Annotated in this window: 14 protein-coding genes, 1 pseudogene and 1 CRISPR repeat array (1 of these 16 only partly in view); of the genes and pseudogenes, 4 read left to right on the forward strand and 11 right to left on the reverse strand. The window is 59.1% G+C overall.

Annotated elements, in window-relative coordinates:
• Window positions 1-86 precede the first annotated feature (86 nt).
• The 8 genes from ACVWZ0_RS05050 to ACVWZ0_RS05085 all read right to left on the reverse strand — a co-directional run bounded on the left by ACVWZ0_RS05050 (window position 87) and on the right by ACVWZ0_RS05085 (window position 8433).
• Window positions 87-764: an SDR family NAD(P)-dependent oxidoreductase gene (locus tag ACVWZ0_RS05050; protein ID WP_253455249.1), complete on the reverse strand. Its 678-nt coding sequence runs from the start codon at window positions 762-764 to the stop codon at window positions 87-89.
• Window positions 761-1237 (reverse strand): YhcH/YjgK/YiaL family protein, encoded by a 477-nt coding sequence (locus tag ACVWZ0_RS05055; protein ID WP_253455248.1) that lies wholly within the window; start codon window positions 1235-1237, stop codon window positions 761-763. Before ACVWZ0_RS05055 ends, ACVWZ0_RS05050 begins: the two co-directional genes overlap by 4 nt.
• Window positions 1234-2412, reverse strand: a complete 1179-nt coding sequence (locus ACVWZ0_RS05060; protein ID WP_253455247.1) for a sialidase family protein — start codon at window positions 2410-2412, stop codon at window positions 1234-1236. The genes ACVWZ0_RS05055 and ACVWZ0_RS05060 overlap by 4 nt, the downstream gene beginning before the upstream one ends.
• Window position 2413: 1 nt before the next feature.
• Entirely contained in the window at window positions 2414-3829 is a 1416-nt protein-coding gene (locus tag ACVWZ0_RS05065) for a sodium:solute symporter family protein (protein ID WP_253455246.1), read from the reverse strand.
• Between the two features lie 126 nt (window positions 3830-3955).
• Complete coding sequence (locus ACVWZ0_RS05070) at window positions 3956-5272, reverse strand: MFS transporter (RefSeq protein WP_253455245.1); 1317 nt, start codon at window positions 5270-5272, stop codon at window positions 3956-3958.
• Between the two features lie 81 nt (window positions 5273-5353).
• Window positions 5354-6295 (reverse strand): phosphoglycerate dehydrogenase, encoded by a 942-nt coding sequence (locus ACVWZ0_RS05075; RefSeq protein WP_253455244.1) that lies wholly within the window; start codon window positions 6293-6295, stop codon window positions 5354-5356.
• A 92-nt stretch (window positions 6296-6387) separates the two neighbouring features.
• Window positions 6388-7272 carry a dihydrodipicolinate synthase family protein gene (locus ACVWZ0_RS05080; RefSeq protein ID WP_253455243.1) on the reverse strand — a complete coding sequence of 295 codons (885 nt, stop codon included), beginning with the start codon at window positions 7270-7272 and terminating at the stop codon, window positions 6388-6390.
• 15 nt (window positions 7273-7287) lie between these two features.
• Window positions 7288-8433, reverse strand: a complete 1146-nt coding sequence (locus tag ACVWZ0_RS05085) for an iron-containing alcohol dehydrogenase (protein ID WP_253455242.1) — start codon at window positions 8431-8433, stop codon at window positions 7288-7290.
• Between the two features lie 188 nt (window positions 8434-8621).
• On the opposite strand from ACVWZ0_RS05085, the gene dtnK reads away from it, so the two are divergent.
• Genes dtnK through ACVWZ0_RS05100 form a run of 3 tightly spaced genes read left to right on the forward strand, consistent with a single transcriptional unit; the run spans window position 8622 to window position 11661 of the window.
• Window positions 8622-9917 carry a D-threonate kinase gene (dtnK, locus tag ACVWZ0_RS05090; protein ID WP_253455241.1) on the forward strand — a complete coding sequence of 432 codons (1296 nt, stop codon included), beginning with the start codon at window positions 8622-8624 and terminating at the stop codon, window positions 9915-9917.
• A complete protein-coding gene (locus tag ACVWZ0_RS05095) occupies window positions 9910-10890 on the forward strand; it encodes a D-threonate 4-phosphate dehydrogenase (protein ID WP_253455240.1) in 981 nt (326 codons plus the stop codon). Before dtnK ends, ACVWZ0_RS05095 begins: the two co-directional genes overlap by 8 nt.
• A gap of 6 nt (window positions 10891-10896) precedes the next feature.
• Window positions 10897-11661 carry a DeoR/GlpR family DNA-binding transcription regulator gene (locus ACVWZ0_RS05100; protein WP_125289038.1) on the forward strand — a complete coding sequence of 255 codons (765 nt, stop codon included), beginning with the start codon at window positions 10897-10899 and terminating at the stop codon, window positions 11659-11661.
• 45 nt (window positions 11662-11706) lie between these two features.
• Here ACVWZ0_RS05100 and speD read toward each other — a convergent pair whose 3' ends face one another.
• The 3 genes and pseudogenes from speD to ACVWZ0_RS05115 all read right to left on the reverse strand — a co-directional run bounded on the left by speD (window position 11707) and on the right by ACVWZ0_RS05115 (window position 13854).
• Window positions 11707-12516 (reverse strand): adenosylmethionine decarboxylase, encoded by an 810-nt coding sequence (gene speD / locus ACVWZ0_RS05105; RefSeq protein WP_125289039.1) that lies wholly within the window; start codon window positions 12514-12516, stop codon window positions 11707-11709.
• 6 nt (window positions 12517-12522) lie between these two features.
• A pseudogene (gene speE, locus ACVWZ0_RS05110) lies at window positions 12523-13402 on the reverse strand (polyamine aminopropyltransferase).
• A 104-nt stretch (window positions 13403-13506) separates the two neighbouring features.
• Entirely contained in the window at window positions 13507-13854 is a 348-nt protein-coding gene (locus ACVWZ0_RS05115; RefSeq protein WP_125289041.1) for a YacC family pilotin-like protein, read from the reverse strand.
• 183 nt (window positions 13855-14037) lie between these two features.
• Between ACVWZ0_RS05115 and cueO the strand changes: the two genes are divergently transcribed.
• A complete protein-coding gene (gene cueO / locus ACVWZ0_RS05120) occupies window positions 14038-15663 on the forward strand; it encodes a multicopper oxidase CueO (protein WP_253455239.1) in 1626 nt (541 codons plus the stop codon).
• A 145-nt stretch (window positions 15664-15808) separates the two neighbouring features.
• Window positions 15809-15889: a CRISPR direct-repeat array (repeat unit 28 nt; unit sequence GTTCACTGCCGTACAGGCAGCTTAGAAA) (it continues 307 nt past the right edge of the window).

The following is a 15889-nucleotide window of genomic DNA, read 5'->3' on the forward strand; positions in this document are numbered from 1 at the left end:
GCACTATAGCATTTCTGACCGTTGCCATATTTCCTGAGATCAAAGGAGCTGCCGTTGGTGGCAGCTGCTTGCCCTTAAAACCTCGGCTACAGCGATCCGCCGCCGCAGATCACCAGCTCCTGGCCGGTGATAGCATCGGCGGCGGGGGAGAGCAGATAGCCGACCAGCGCGGCGACCTCTTCCGGCTGGATATAACGCCCGATCGGCGGCATTTTCGGCGGCGAACTTTCCCGTCCGGGCTGGCTTAACATCGGCGTCGCCGTTGCGCCCGGCGCGACAATATTGGCGGTAATGCCGCGCGGCGCCAGCTCCGCCGCCCAGCTTCTTACCATGCCTTTCATCGCCGATTTGGTACTGACATACTGGCTACGTCCCGCCGCGCCGGTTGAAGTGCGGCTGCCGATCAGTACAATGCGCCCGCCCGTGGGTAGCTGCGGCGCCAGCTGATTCGCCAGCACCTCTGCTACCCGAATATGCAGTTGCCAGAGCTTTTCGCTTGTCTCCTCATCCAGATCGCCCAGCGGCGCGGCCTTCATCATGCCAGCGGCGTGAATAACCGCATCGACCGGCGGCAAGCTAACCAGCGCCCGCTTCAGCGCGGCGGTGTCAAACAGATCCACCGAAAGCGAGACGAAAGCGTCGCTGTCGCGCTTAACCAGCGTGCGGCTCAGCCCGGTTACGCGCCAGCCTTCTTCCAACAGCTTATCGGCGGTGGCGGCGCCAATGCCGGAGCTGACGCCCGTGATCAACGCGTGACGGCTCATGCGCGCGCCTCCAGCATCGCCAGCGGGATCTTAAATACCGCCTTGCGTACCGCTGCCGGTTCGCCGACCGCGCAAAGCGCCTGATGCGCTTCGCCAGGATAGAAAATCACGAAATCGCCGGGCTGCAAACGCACCGAATGCGGCAGCCAGGGGCGATCAACGATAAACAGATCTGGCTTGCGCTCTTCCGCCTGCTGGTGACGGGCATCGGCACAGGAAAAATGGACGATCTCTTCGCCCGCCAGCAGGATCTGAATATCCAGATACTGCCGGTGAAATTCGGTATGCCGCGTTGCCGCCGGTGCGGTGCGCGTCGGACTCAGCGTGCAGAACCAGCTTTCCCCTTCCGGCTGGATGCGGCCGTCATCCCGCGCCTGTAGCGCCGCCAGATGATGTTCCGGCCTGGCAAGCAGCGCGGCAAGCACGGGCGGCAGCGTTGCCATTTTCAGCGTCGACAGATTACCGGTAATCATGGGGCCTCCTTAGCCCAGGCCTCGTCCACGCAGACGTATTTAATCGCCTGGCGGAAATAGGTGTAGGCAATATGCAGTTCGCCATTGATGCCCTGTTTGATGCTGGGATAGGAGAACTCGCGGTTCAGCTTCTGCTGCGAGTTATTGGTCATGCAGTAACCGTCGCCTTCATCCAGGTTGCGTTGCCACGGCCAGCTGCGGCCGCCGTCGGCTGAAATCGCCAGCGTCATCGGCGCGCGCGGCGCCCCCCAGAACGCCGTTTTTCCGGCGTGCGTCACGGGCGCAACGGCCGTATCGCCTTCCTCATCCTCAATTTCATCGTAGAGGGAAAGACGCCGCTCGCTGGCGCCCTCGGCGCTCATGGCGTTAAATACCAGCGCCAGATCGCCGTTGGTCAGCGTCGTGACCTGGATTGACGAATTATTATTCGGCAGTTCCGTCGGCTGCGGCGCCGACCAGCTTTCGCCGTTATCAACGGAACGGCTGGCGTAAATATTATCCGCCCAGCGGCTGCGAAACAGCGCCAGCAGCGAGCCATCTTTCAGCAGGGTAATATTCATATGCACGCAGCCGGTGCTTTCCGGCACCGCCACGTCGCGCCAGGTTTTACCGTGGTCAGCGGAGATTTTCACCGCGCTGGTATCCTCGTTGCCGACCCATTTTTCGCCGGACCGCGTGGTGCAGTAGAACACCGGCAGCAGCCAGTTGCCGTTGGCTAACACCACAATCGGCTGACGAATAAAGGTGCCGGGCTTGTCCAGCAGCGTGGCGATCGGCCCCCAGCTTTTGCCGAAATCCTGCGACTGACGAAAACGCACGATGGCGGTGTCCTGATTGCCGGATTTCTGCGCCGTCCACAGCAGCCACAGCACGTTGTCGGGCGCTAAAAACAGCACCGGATTTTGCTCGGAACGGCTGCTGTCGTCGGAAAGTTTTTGTGGTTCGCTCCAGCGCTCGCTGTTTTTCGCCAGCCGCGAGCACCAGATGGAGATATCGGCAATGCCTTCTTGAGTGCCGCCAAACCAAACGCAAAGCAGATCGCCATCCGGCAAAGGCAGCAGATTAGCCGCGTGATTTTGCGGGCAGGGCGAGGGCAGCATGGCGCTGCGCAGTCGCGAGGCGTTATCCGCGGGCTGCACAAGGCCGCTGCGTTCTACGGTCAGGGTTTCACTCATCTCAGGCTCCACTTTTTTGCATACGGTTGTCGGTTTTCTTCACGCTCTGACGGCTCGGGATCATATAGTCGATAGCCATAATCACCGCTGGCGTAATCAGCGCGATATACATGTTGTTGATGCCGAAAGGATCGCCCAGCACAAACCAGACGGAGGTCATCACGCAGGCGCCAATCAGCCCCCAGTTTGCGCCGCGCGCGCTTTTAAACATCGGCAGATAGAAGGCGATGATCGCCACCACGGAAATCGACAGGCGAATGGCGCGGGTAAAGAATGAAAGCTTAAGCACTTCCGGCACGAACAGCACAAAGACCAGCGGCGCAAAGCCGATTGCCAGCGACAGCCAGCGGGTCATTTTGAATTCGCGCTCCGGCGTAGGGTTGCGGTACGGCACATAGAAATCTTTTACAATCAGCGACGCGATAGCCAGCGCCACGGTGCCGACGCTGACGAAGATCGACGCGACCAGCGACGTGGTGACGATACCGGCCAGCCACGGGCTCATATCCTGCAAAAACACCGGCAGCGCATAGAGGCTGTTGATCTCAGGGTGCAGATATTTCGCCGCCACGCCGATCATGGCGATAGCGATACCGATAGGCAGGCAGAAGAAAAAGGCGACCCAGGTGGCGCGTCTGGCCGCCGCCGGGCTTTTAGTGGAAGAGATCGCCTGAATCACAAACTGGGTGCAGAAGATCGAACCGATGGTGCCAATCAGCCAGGCGACGATGGTGCTGGCGCCGACGTGGCCGTCCCACGTCCAGTAAAAAGACGGCATTTTCTCGACCATCGGCGTGATGCCGCCGGTCATTTTCAGCGCCACGCCAAGAATAATCAGGATGCCGACATATTTCAGCGCGCTGTGCAGCATGGTGACCCACGCCATACCTTTCATGCCGCCAAAGGCGAAATAGAAGGTGCTGACGATAGCGGTAATAAAGGCCGCAACGGGCAGATTAACTTTTAATACGGTGGAAATAGCCGCCGCGCCGCTGACGTAATTCCCTACGTTCACCAGCAGCAGCGCATAAATCATAATAATAGAGATAATATTCTTGGTGGTGCTGCCGTACTTTTCCGCTATCGCGCCGGAAATAGTAATCTTGCCGGTATTATAGATACGCTTGACCAGCAGCAGCCCGAAAATGGGAAAGCCAATTGCCGCGCCGATGACCGACCAGGAAGCGGCAAAACCATCCTCAAAGGCGGCCTGCGCCGTGCCGATGGTGGATTTGGCGCCGATATATTCTGACATCAGCATAATACCCACGATAAAAGCGGGCATAGCGCGCGACCCTTCCATAAAGTCGCCGGAGCTTTTACTTCTTAAGCGGTAAGTCAGCCAGGTGGTAAATAAAATATAGGCGACCACCATACAGATAATAATCAACGTGCCTTCAGTAGAAAACGCTTTCATTGTGATGCCTCACTATGAGCAGACGCGGCGGCCTTGCGGCTCTTTTCACGCCTTTGTAGGGTTAAGCGCCGAAAGCGCTGGAGGTAGATCCCCGTACGGCCTGCATACTGCCGCACGGGCTGAAAATTATGTCCGACTCGCTACCGCCTGGGGCGACGAGGCGTGCTCTTCTTCGTTAATTGGTTCAACTTTACCCATCAAAAACAGGTAGTTAATGATGCCAATCATCACCAGCGCGGCGGAGAACACCAGCGCCCAGGTAAAAGATCCGGTCGCGGCGACGATAGCGCCGGTCACAATTGGCCCGATAGCGCCGCCCATATTGGAAACGGTGTTCTGCAAGCCGGCCACGATAGAGACGCTGTTTTTCGGCGCGACGTCGCCGGGCAGCGCCCAAACCTGCGAGGCGGCTACCGTGGTGCCGGACTTCGCCACGCAGAGCAGAAACACGGTCATAAACACGGAATCGGTAAAGGGCGCAAAGCCGATGCAGAGCGCCATCAGCAGGCCGACAGTCAGGAAAAGCTTGCGGGTGGCGGTCAGAGACAGCACCTTCTTATGCACCAGCCGATCGGAAGCCCAGCCTGCTGCCACTTCGATAATCATGCCGCACAGCAGCGGCAGGGCGGCGATCATCCCCATCTTGATAAAATCCATGCCTTTCTCTTTCACCAGATAAGTGGGCAGCCAGGTGATAAAGAAATAGGAGGTGTAGTTGATGGTGAAAAAACCGATGCACATGGCCCAGATGTTGCGGTAGCGCAGCAGCTTGTACCACTTCATCGGGCGAACGTTTTTATCGCCGTGCTTACGGGCCTGGCCGTCGCGGATCAGGCTGATTTCCTGAGCGCTGATAGCTTTGTGCTCTTCCGGGTTCTCCGCATAGATAAAATACCAGGCGATCACCCACAGCAGCCCGACCGCGCCGATAATCAGAAAGGTCAGGCGCCAGTCGAACAGATAGATCATCCAGACGATCAGCGGCATCGCCACGGCGCCGCCGAATTTAGAGGCGCTGTCGAACAGACCAGAGACGGTGGCGCGCTCTTTATCCGGGAACCAGCGCGCCGTAATGCCCGCATTGCTGGGATAGGCGGCCGCTTCGCCGACGCCTAACGCCAGGCGCAGCGCCAGTAGCGATTTAAAGCCGGTCGCCAGCCCCATCATGGAGGTAGCGATGGACCACCAGGCAACGGCCAGCCCCAGCCCTTTTTTCTGTCCGAAGCGGTCGGCAAACCAGCCCGCCGGGATCTGCAACAGCGAATAGGACCAGAAGAACGCCGCCATAATAAAGCCCATCAGTTCGGGGCTGAGCTTCAGCTCGTCGATCAGGTGCGGCGCGGCGGCCGACAGCACGGTGCGGTCAATATAGTTAATGGCGATAGCCAGCCACATCAGGCCAGCGATCCACCAGCGGATACGGGTTGGGTTTGCAGTTTTCATCGTCCTGGCTCGGTCAGAGGTTAGTGGCCGACTCGACGGTCGGCTTTTTAAGTCGGGACGGAAACGGCGTCCCGCGTTTGACTACAGGGCATTTACCGGCCGCTGCTGTTGTTTAACGCACTGAATAATTTGCTGAACGCAGCGCTCGCCGATGGCGCTGATAGCGCCGTCGGTATAGCCAGCAATATGCGAGGTGGGCATAAAATTAGGCAGTGAAAACAGCGGATGGCGCTCCAGCGGCTCGTGATCGAATACGTCTGCGGCGGCACCAGCAATCAGGTTGTCGGCCAGCGCGTGGTACAGATCGTTTTCGTTCACCACGCCGCCGCGTGAGACGTTAATTAAAAAAGCGGACTGCTTCATGCTGCGGATGCGCGTGGCATCAAACAGGCTGTGCGTCTCTGCGGTCAGCGGCGTGTGCAGCGTAATAAAGTCGCTTTGTTCGGTCAGCTCATCCAGAGAGACGAACCGGATATTATGTTCGGCGGCAAATTTCTCGTCGGGATAGTAGTCAAAAGCCAGCACGCGCATATTAAAGCCGCTGGCGCGCAGCGCGACCTGCTTGCCGATATTGCCCAGGCCGACAATGCCCAGCGTTTTGCCATAGACGTCGGTGGCGAAAATACGCGGCCAGTTCCCGGCGCGCGTTTCCGTCACCGCCTGCGTCACCTGACGGGCAGCGTTGAGGATCAGCGCAAAGGCGAAGTCCGCCACGGCATGCTTGTTGGCGTCCGGCACGTTGGTAACGGTCACGCCGCGCGCCTTAGCCGCATCGAGATCGATGTTGTCCACGCCGACGCCGTGCTTGCAGACAATTTTCAGCTGCGGCGCCAGCGCCAGCAGCGCGTCGTCGACCTCGGTAAAGGCCACGATCATCGCCACCGTCTTGGCCAGATGCGGCATCAGCGCGTCCAGCGACGCGTCGGCGGGCAGCGTTATCAGCTCAAAGCCCTGCGCCTTCAGCGTGGCGATGGGCTGCGCGTCATATTTGGCAAACGAGGGCGAGGTACAGATCACTTTCATTTTGCTTGTCCTGGTCGAAGAGCGGGCGCGCCGCAAAATAAAGGGTCGACGAAGCGGGGCGCGGTCATTTTTGCCGCGTCGCCACGGTCGGGTTACCGGGTGTACTGATTAACAATCTGGCGAATACGCTGCTCTTCTTCGGCGCTGAAGCGCACGGCATAGCGGCTTTCGCCTACGTCATAGCCCATCAGCGCCACGGCTTTTTTCACCGCCGCTGGCGAGAAGGCGACGCTGTAAAGGTCGGTGCGCAGACCGGTCACGTTTTCCTGCGCGCGGCGCGACCCCTCGATATCGCCGTCGTTAAAACGCGCCCAGATGGCGTTGATCTCTTTCGGCGCGACGTTGGCCAGCCCGGAGATGCAGGCGGCGCAGCCGTCAACAAAGCCCTGATGGATCAGCGAGTCCGGGCCGTTCAGCACGCTGAAATTTTCCGTGCCCTGCGCCGCCTGCAAAAAGCCGCTCAGGCTCTCATAACTGCCCGCGCTGTCTTTGATGCCAACGATATTGGGATGCGCGGCCAGTTTGCGCACCGTCTGCGGCTGGAGCGTGTTGCCGGTGCGGGCCGGAATGTTATACAGAAAGACCGGCACCTCCAGCGCGTCGGCGACCGCCTCGTAATGGGCGATCAGCTCCTCCTGTTTTAGCGGCACGAAGTAAGGCGTGATAACCGAAACGGCATCCACGCCCAGTCTGGCGACCTGCTTGCCCAGGCGAATGGTTTCGCGGGTGGAGATTTCGCCCACGTGCGCCACCAGCGGCGCTTTGCCCGCGACTTCCTCCACGCAGGTGGCGGTGACCGCCAGCTTTTCCTGCTCGTTAAGCACAAAAAACTCGCCGTTGGTGCCGCCGCAAAAAATACCGTTGCCAGCGGCAAGCTGGCGCTGGATCTGCTGGCGCATCGCCTGCTCGCAGTAGTCGCCGTCAGCGGTAAAAGGGGTGACGATGGCGGTCAGTACGCCGGTGATTGTGTTCATCATGGCCTCATTATTCGTTTAGTGATTCAGGGTCGGAAACAGGGTCAGATAGACCTCGCGGACGTCGTCGGCGCTGACCGCACACGGCACGTTTTTCATCAGGCGCTGCACGTCCAGCGCGGCCTCGACCAGATAAGGCAGATGCTCAGCGTTGATGCCCAGCTCGTCCAGGCTGGCAGGCAGCTTCAGGCGCTTCACCAGCGCGGCGAAATAGTCAACCAGCGCCACGGACTTCGCTTCTTCGCTCAGCGAGGCGTCGGCGTCCGGCAGCAGGTCGTAAGCCTGGGCGAACTTGCTGACCGCCGCAGGACGGACAAAACGCATACACGGTGCCAGCAAAATGGCGTTCGCCACGCCGTGCGGCAGGTGATATTTGCCGCCCAGCGGATAGGACATGGCGTGCACCAGGTGCGTACCGGCATGGGCGATGGCCGCGCCGCCGTAATACGATGCCCAGAGCATATCCAGACGCGCCGCCAGGTTATCCGGCTCCGCAATCGTCTTTTCCAGGCTGGCGAACAGCTTTTTCATGCCGATCAGCGCGTAGTTGTCGCTGACCGGATTGGCGACGGTGGCGGTGAAGCACTCAATCAGATGGCAAAGCGCATCGATGCCGGTGGAAGAGGCGATATGCGCGGGCATACTGGTGGTCAGCTCGGGCGCCAGCACCACGTAATCCGGCAGCATCACCGGCGAGATAATGCCGACCTTGGTTTCTTTCTCCGGGATAGCGAGGATCGCGTTTGGCGTGGCTTCGGAACCCGTGCCTGCGGTCGTTGGGATCAACAGCGAGGCCGTGCGGCGCAGCGGTTTTTCACCGGCCAGCAGCGCTTCCAGCGAAGGCGCGTCCTCAACGCAGAGCACGGAAAGCAGTTTGGCGACGTCCAGCACGCTGCCGCCGCCGACGCCAGCCACCATATCCACCTTTTTCCCCGGCAGCGACGCCACTATCGCCGCCACGTCATGCTGGCTCGGCTCTGGCGGCACGCTGTCCACAATGCTCAGCGCCGCTCTGCTGCCAATCTGTTGGATCAGCGTTTGCACCGCCGGAATGCCGACAATGTTTTTATCCGTCACCAGCAGCACGTGCCGATGGTTTTGCAACAGATAGCCGATGTCGCTAAGCGCCTGGTAACCAGCAATCACGGTGCTGTTAATGGTCATAAGTCCTGTCCTGGCTGAGGGTGAATTGATTACATTTGGTCATTAACCTGCTCATTCGCGGCAGGCAGGAGGAATTTATAGGGCAAATTGATTTTGATTAATTTGACCGTGCTCACATATAATCAATTGTGATTGAATATAATCACTCCCAATGAAAACCGGCTTGTCGAACTTAGGGAGTGATGAAGATGCGCACAAAATGGAAGATGCCTGTGCTGGTGATTGCGGATGACTTTACCGGCGCGAACGATGCCGGGGTCGGGCTTGCCAACGTCGGCGCGCGGGTTCATGTGCTGTTTGATGCGGCCACGCCCACCGTGGAACAGGCCGATGCCTGGGTCGTCAATACCGACAGCCGGGCGACCAGCGCGGAACAGGCCGCCCGGCGTACCGCTGCGGCAATAGCGGGCAGAAGGGATGTGGCCCGCGACGGCTGGCTGTTTAAAAAAATCGACTCGACGCTGCGCGGCAATCCCGGCGCGGAAATCGAAGCGGCTTTGCTGGCAGGCGATAAACGCGTGGCGCTGATAGCGCCAGCGGTGCCCGCGCTGGGCCGTACCACCGTAGAAGGCTGCTGCTATATCGATGGCCGCCTGCTGACGGAAACGGAATATGCCAGCGATCCTAAAACGCCGGTAAGCAGTGCCAGCATAGCTGCGCGCCTTGGCGAGCAAACCACGCTGCCGGTTGGCCTGATCCCGCTGTCGGCGCAGGCGGATCTGCGAGAGCGGATCGAAGCGGCTATTGCTGACGGCAAGCGGCTGATCGTGCTGGATGCGCAAACGGACGCCGATCTGCAACGCATCATGCAGGCGGCGGACGAGCTGGACGAGCGCCCTTTGCTGGTGGGTGCCGCCGGGCTGAGCGACGCGCTGGGCAGGCGGCTGACGAGGCTGGCGCCGGGCGGGACGGCAGGCTCGCCCGCTCCGGTAAACGCCGGGCTGGCGGTTATAGGCTCGATGAGTGAAGTCGCGCAGCGGCAGATAACGCAGCTGATGCAGCAAAAGGCAATCCGGCTGATCGATGTGGATATCAGTCAGCTTTTTAGCGGCGGCGCGCCGGGACAGCGCTGGCGACAGGCGGTGACGGAGGCGCTACAGCAGGGCCGACACTGCGTGATCCGCACCTGCCAGCAGGCGGAGCAGCGTCAGGCTATCGCCTCGCTGTGCGAACGGCTCGATCTCAGCCGCCAGCAGCTTGGCGAACAGATTTGCGCTTATCTGGCGGAACTGACCGCCGACGTGCTGCGCGACGTTACGCCTTCAGCGCTTTATCTCTCCGGCGGCGACGTGGCGATAGCGGTGGCGCGCGGGCTGGGCGCGCAGGGCTTTCAGATTTCAGGGCAGGTGGCGGGCTGCGTGCCTTACGGCCATCTGCTGCAAGGTAACGACAACCTGCTGGTGCTTACCAAGGCTGGCGGTTTTGGTGATGAAAACACCCTGGTAGAAGTTTTTCGTTTTATTGAGGAGAAGGCGAGTGAGTAAAATTATTGCGGTTACCATGGGCGATCCGGCGGGTATTGGCCCGGAAATAATCATCAAATCCCTGGCGGAGGGCGAGCTTTCCGGCGCGCCTGCGGTGGTAGTGGGCTGCGCCAGCACGCTGCGGCGGATTATGACGATGGGCATTACGCCGCAGGCGGAGCTGCGGATAGTTAACAGCGTGGCCGAAGCGCGCTTTGCGCCGGGCATTATTAACGTTATCGACGAGCCGCTGGCCGATCCTGATGCGTTAAAGCCCGGCGTGGTGCAGGTAGCCGCAGGCGATTTGGCCTACCGCTGTGTGAAACGCGCAACCGAACTGGCGCTGGCGGGCGAAGTGCAGGCTATCGCCACCGCGCCGCTGAACAAAGAGGCGCTGCATTCGGCGGGCCATCTCTATCCCGGCCATACCGAGCTGCTGGCGAAGCTGACCGACAGCAAAAACTACGCGATGGTGCTTTATACCGATCGCCTGAAGGTGATCCACGTCACCACGCATATCGCGCTGCGTAAGTTCCTGGATACGCTCAACCGCGAGCGGGTGGAGACGGTAATCGGCATGGCGGAAACCTTCCTCAGGCGCGTCGGCTATGATAAGCCGCGCATCGCGGTGGCGGGCGTTAATCCGCACGCGGGCGAAAACGGGCTGTTCGGCGACGAAGAGATCGCCATCGTCGGCCCGGCCATAGAAGCCATGAAAGCGCAGGGCGTCAACGCCTTCGGCCCGTGCCCGCCGGATACGGTGTTTTTGCAGTGTTATGAAGGCCAGTACGACATCGTGGTGGCGATGTACCACGACCAGGGGCATATTCCGCTTAAGCTGCTGGGCTTTTACGACGGCGTGAATATTACCGCTGGCCTGCCGTTTATCCGCACCTCGGCCGACCACGGCACGGCGTTTGATATTGCCTGGACAGGTAAAGCGAAGTCTGAGAGCATGGCGATTTCCATTCAGCTAGCGATGCAGCTTGCATAAGGACCTATGAAGGGACAAAGTCGCCTGGACCAGATCATGGACTATCTGAAAAGCCATAATCTGGTGACTGTCGATCAGCTGGTGGCGGCGATTTCCGCGTCGCCGGCTACGATCCGACGGGATCTGATCAAACTGGATCGGGAAGGGGTAATCAGCCGGACGCACGGCGGCGTTACCCTTAACCGCTTTATTCCCGCTCAGCCCACCACGCTGGAAAAGATGCAGCGTCATCTCACGGAAAAACAGGCTATCGCCCTGGCGGCGGCCAGCCTGGTGAAAGCCAACGACGCGGTGGTGCTGGATGCCGGCACCACCATGCTGGAACTGGCGCGTCAGCTGACGCATCTGCCGCTGCGGGTGATCACCGCCGACCTGCATATCGCGCTGTTTCTGTCGGAGTTCAGGCAGATTGAGGTGACGATTATCGGCGGGCGCATCGACGACTCCAGCCAGTCCTGCATTGGCGAGCACGGGCGCAGGCTGCTGCGGAATATCTACCCGGACGTCGCGTTTGTCAGCTGTAACTCGTGGAGCCTGGAGAAGGGCATTACCACGCCGACCGAAGAAAAAGCGGGGCTGAAAGAGGATTTGCTGATCAACGCGCGACGCAGGGTGCTGTTAGCGGACAGCAGCAAATATGGTTCCTGGTCGCTGTTCTGCGCCACGCCGCTGCAAAGCCTGACCGATATCATTACCGACGAGCTGCTGGGCGAGCAGGAAGTGAAGGCGCTGAGCGGGCAGCCGTTTACGCTGACGCTGGCGAAACCCTGAGCAAAACGGGCCGCCTACAGGCCGCCCGTAGTAGAGACCAGCTTCTTACAGCGTTTTAAAGCCTACAGAAGGAATATTGCGGCCGTAGTAAATTTCCCGCATCTCTTTCCACAGCAGGTCGGTAATGCGCTTGTGCTCCTGCGGTGTCAGATCTTCCGGGCGGGTATTGAAAAGATAATGTTTTAAATCAAACTCTTTCAGCAGCATCTTGGTATGGAAGATGTTCTCCTGATAGACGTTGACGTCCATCATGTCGTACATCGACTTCATATCTTCCGACATAAAATTCTGAATCGAGTTGATCTCGTGATCGATAAAGTGCTTTACGCCGTTCACGTCGCGGGTAAAGCCGCGCACGCGATAGTCGATGGTGACGATATCCGACTCCAGCTGGTGGATCAGATAGTTCAGCGCTTTCAGTGGCGAAATCACGCCGCAGGTCGACACCTCAATATCCGCGCGGAAGGTGCAGAGTCCGCCTTCCGGGTGGCTTTCCGGGTAGGTATGCACGCAGATATGGCTTTTATCCAGATGCGCGACCACCGAACCCGGCAGCGGGCCAGGATGCTCCGACTTATCGATATCTTTCGGATCGATCGGCTCTTCGCTCACCAGAATGGTGACGCTGGCGCCCTGTGGCTCATAGTCCTGGCGTGCAATATTCAGCACGTTAGCGCCGATAATCGAGCAGGTTTCGCTAAGGATCTCCGTCAGACGGTTGGCATTGTACTGCTCATCAATGTACGCAATGTAGCCGTCACGCTCCGCATCGGTATTCGCGTAACAGATATCGTAGATACAAAAACTCAGGCTTTTCGTCAGGTTGTTGAAGCCATGTAGTTTAAGCTTTTGCAATTTCGTTCACCCCCTTAAAATGCCCGGCTGGTCAGCCAGCGCATTCAACAGATATTGCGGCAGGGCAAAGCTGCCGGTGTGGATCGCCGGATTGTAATAGCGACAGGTCAGGCCGGCCTGCTGGTAACGCGCCGCAAGCGTGGCCGTATCCAGCTGGCGCAGCGCCGGGTTGTCGCTTGCCCAGGCAAAGGTCATGATGCCGCCGTAATAGGTCGGTACGGCCGCCTGGTAAAAGCTGACGTCGCGGAAATAGTGGCTCAGCTTGCGATGGCTGTTGACCGCTTCGTCCTGCTGCAGGAAGCAGACGCCATTCTGCGCCACAAAAATGCCGTTTTCATTGAGGCAGCGCCGGCATCCCTCATTAAAATTCCGAGGTAAACAGACTTTCGCCCGGTCCAATCGGATCGGTACAGTCAGAAATAATAACGTCGAATTTTTCATTGCACTGGCGCACAAAGTTAACGCCGTCGTCGATCACCAGCCTGAAGCGCGGATCTTCATAAGCGCCCGCATTATGATTAGGCAGATACGCTTTGCAGAACGTCACCACGCCCGCGTCGATTTCTACCATCGTAATCTGTTCAATGTTTTGATGACGGCTGACTTCACGCAGCATCGCGCCGTCGCCGCCGCCGATAATCAGCACGCGCTTCGCCGCGCCGTGCGCCAGCAGCGGCACGTGGGTCATCATCTCGTGATAGATAAATTCATCGCGCTCGGTGGTTTGCACCACGCCGTCCAGCGCCATCACCCGACCCAGCTCGGCGTTTTCAAAGATAACCAGATCCTGATGTCCGGTTTGTTCGCGGTATAAAATTTTATCGACAGCAAAATACTGCCCAAAACCGGTATGAAGCGTTTCATACCACATCTCTTTTTCGGCCATGGTACGGCTCTCCTGGTTGTAGCAGCCACGAAAAATGGGCGCGATATGATAGCCAACTCTGACCGTGCTTGCACGGTCAAACTGGCGGCGGAAAACGGCGGGGGTTACTTCACGTAGGCAAGCAGGCTGAGCGAATCGCGGGCCAGTGATTTGCATTTGGTGTCGTTGGGCACGGCGATGCCGCTTAAATCGCGATAGCTGTCCGCGCCCAGCGATTTCATATTAAAGCTGCTGTAGTTGCTCAGATCCCAGCGGTTCTGCCGGGCGAAAAAGACCAGCGCGCGACGGATCTGTCCATCCGGAAGATCCTGATAGCCGCAGTCATTTTTCAGGTAAACAAAAACAGCGGTCAGATCCGCCAGATCTTCCGCTTCCGACTCGCTCAGCGCAAAACTTGTCGATGAGAAGCCAAACAGGCCCAGTAACAACAGAGCCTTGATGCTTTTCTTCATAACTGTACTCAAAGGGTGTCAATACTCTGACGTTAGCACAGTTACCGTCGGCCGACAGTCAATTTCAGCAGAGAAATGTCCGTAAAACGCAATTTTCCAGCAGGGCGCGGCGAAACTTGACCTTCCCTTGGGGGAAGGGTTTATGCTGCAGGCAATAAATAAGAGCCGGGTCGAGGAAGACTGATGCAACGTCGTGATTTTATAAAGCTGAGCACCGCGCTGGGCGCGGCCAGCGCACTACCCCTGTGGAGCCGATCGCTGATGGCCGCGCAGCCGCGTCCCGCGCTGCCCATTCCGGCCTTATTAACGCCGGATGCGCGTGGCGAGATGACCGTAACGGCGCAGCAGGGCAGCACCCGCTGGCTGGATAAAGCGGTGCCGACCTGGGGCTATAACGGCAGCCTGCTCGGCCCGGCGATCCAGCTGGAGCGCGGCAAGCCGGTCACCATCAACCTGCGCAATCAGCTGCCGGAAGCCACCACGGTTCACTGGCACGGGCTGGAGCTGCCTGGCGGCGTAGACGGCGGCCCGCAGGCGCAGATTGCCCCCGGCGCCACGCGCTCCGTCAGCTTTACCCCCGATCAGCCCGGCGCGACCTGCTGGTTCCATCCTCATCAGCATGGCCGCTCCGGCTATCAGGTCGCCCAGGGCCTGGCCGGTCTGGTTATCCTGAAAGACGACGCAACGGAGAAACTGCTGTTGCCGAAAATCTGGGGCATCGACGATATTCCGGTGATCCTCCAGGATAAAAAACTGTCGGCGGACGGCAGCAAAATTGACTACGAGCTGGACGTGATGAGCGCTGCCGTAGGCTGGTTTGGCAATACGATGCTGACCAACGGCGCGATTTATCCGCAACACGCCGTGCCGCGCGGCTGGCTGCGGCTGCGGCTGCTCAACGGCTGTAACGCCCGCTCGCTGAATATTGCCGCCAGCGATCGGCGCCCGCTTTATGTGATTGGCGGCGACGGCGGCCTGCTGAGCGAGCCGGTAAAAGTGACCGAGCTGTCGATGATGCCGGGCGAGCGCTTTGAGGTGCTGGTCGACACGCTGGACGGCAAGCCGTTTGATTTGCAGACGCTGCCGGTGCGGCAGATGGGCATGTCGCTGGCGCCGTTCAACCAGCCGCTGCCGCTGCTGAGCATTCAGCCACTCCGGGTGATGGCCAGCGGGTCGCTGCCGGATAAGCTGGTGGACGTGCCGCCGCTGCCCGCCCAGGCCGACCTGAAAACTCGCTGGCTACAGCTGTCGATGGATCCCGAGCTGGATCGTCGCGGCATGGTGGCATTGATGCAAAGATACGGCCACGCGGCGATGGCCGGTATGAGCGGCGATGCGCACGACGGCGAATCAATGCAGGACATGGGCGGAGACCACGCGGCAATGCCGGGAATGCAGGGCCACGCTATGGACGGCGGCGCAGACCACTCGATGGCGCATCAGCAGCCTGAGCAGTACGATTTTCATAACGGCAATAAGATCAACGGGGTCGCTTTCGATATGACCAAACCCGCTTTCGATGTAAAGCAGGGCGTGACGGAAAAGTGGACGATTTCCGGCGAGGGCGACGAGATGCTGCATCCATTCCATATTCACGGCACGCAGTTTCGTATTATCTCTGAAAACGGCAAGCCGCCCGCGCCGCACCGCAGCGGCTGGAAAGACACGGTTCGGGTGGAAGGCTGGCGCAGCGAAGTGCTGGTGCGCTTTGACCATCTGGCGGACAAAGAGCGGGCCTATATGGCGCACTGTCATCTGCTGGAGCATGAAGATACCGGCATGATGCTTGGCTTTACGGTCAGCGCGTAGCGGCTGACGGACGGCACCCTTTTTTTGGTGGCTTGCTTAGGTGATTGATTTTTAATGCACTGAATCACGTGGCTGAAAAAAGGGTTTTTACAGGGCTAAGGTCAATTTCGCTGAAAAAATATTAGGTTAAGCTAAAGAGGCAACAGTTCACTGCCGTACAGGCAGCTTAGAAAGCGTAGCCCATGCGCTAGGGTTGCCATTTCTGGTTCACTGCCGTACAGGCAGC

The sequence above is a fragment of the Erwinia sp. TECH1 genome (genome assembly GCF_054057575.1).

Excerpts from the sequence above, each read along its gene's own strand:
- ACVWZ0_RS05050 (WP_253455249.1), bottom strand. The coding sequence starts at position 764 with ATGAGCCGTCACGCGTTGATCACGGGCGTCAGCTCCGGCATTGGCGCC.
- ACVWZ0_RS05055 (WP_253455248.1), bottom strand. The coding sequence starts at position 1,237 with ATGATTACCGGTAATCTGTCGACGCTGAAAATGGCAACGCTGCCGCCC.
- ACVWZ0_RS05060 (WP_253455247.1), bottom strand. The coding sequence starts at position 2,412 with ATGAGTGAAACCCTGACCGTAGAACGCAGCGGCCTTGTGCAGCCCGCG.
- ACVWZ0_RS05065 (WP_253455246.1), bottom strand. The coding sequence starts at position 3,829 with ATGAAAGCGTTTTCTACTGAAGGCACGTTGATTATTATCTGTATGGTG.
- ACVWZ0_RS05070 (WP_253455245.1), bottom strand. The coding sequence starts at position 5,272 with ATGAAAACTGCAAACCCAACCCGTATCCGCTGGTGGATCGCTGGCCTG.
- ACVWZ0_RS05075 (WP_253455244.1), bottom strand. The coding sequence starts at position 6,295 with ATGAAAGTGATCTGTACCTCGCCCTCGTTTGCCAAATATGACGCGCAG.
- ACVWZ0_RS05080 (WP_253455243.1), bottom strand. The coding sequence starts at position 7,272 with ATGATGAACACAATCACCGGCGTACTGACCGCCATCGTCACCCCTTTT.
- ACVWZ0_RS05085 (WP_253455242.1), bottom strand. The coding sequence starts at position 8,433 with ATGACCATTAACAGCACCGTGATTGCTGGTTACCAGGCGCTTAGCGAC.
- dtnK (WP_253455241.1), top strand. The coding sequence starts at position 8,622 with ATGCGCACAAAATGGAAGATGCCTGTGCTGGTGATTGCGGATGACTTT.
- ACVWZ0_RS05100 (WP_125289038.1), top strand. The coding sequence starts at position 10,897 with ATGAAGGGACAAAGTCGCCTGGACCAGATCATGGACTATCTGAAAAGC.
- ACVWZ0_RS05115 (WP_125289041.1), bottom strand. The coding sequence starts at position 13,854 with ATGAAGAAAAGCATCAAGGCTCTGTTGTTACTGGGCCTGTTTGGCTTC.
- cueO (WP_253455239.1), top strand. The coding sequence starts at position 14,038 with ATGCAACGTCGTGATTTTATAAAGCTGAGCACCGCGCTGGGCGCGGCC.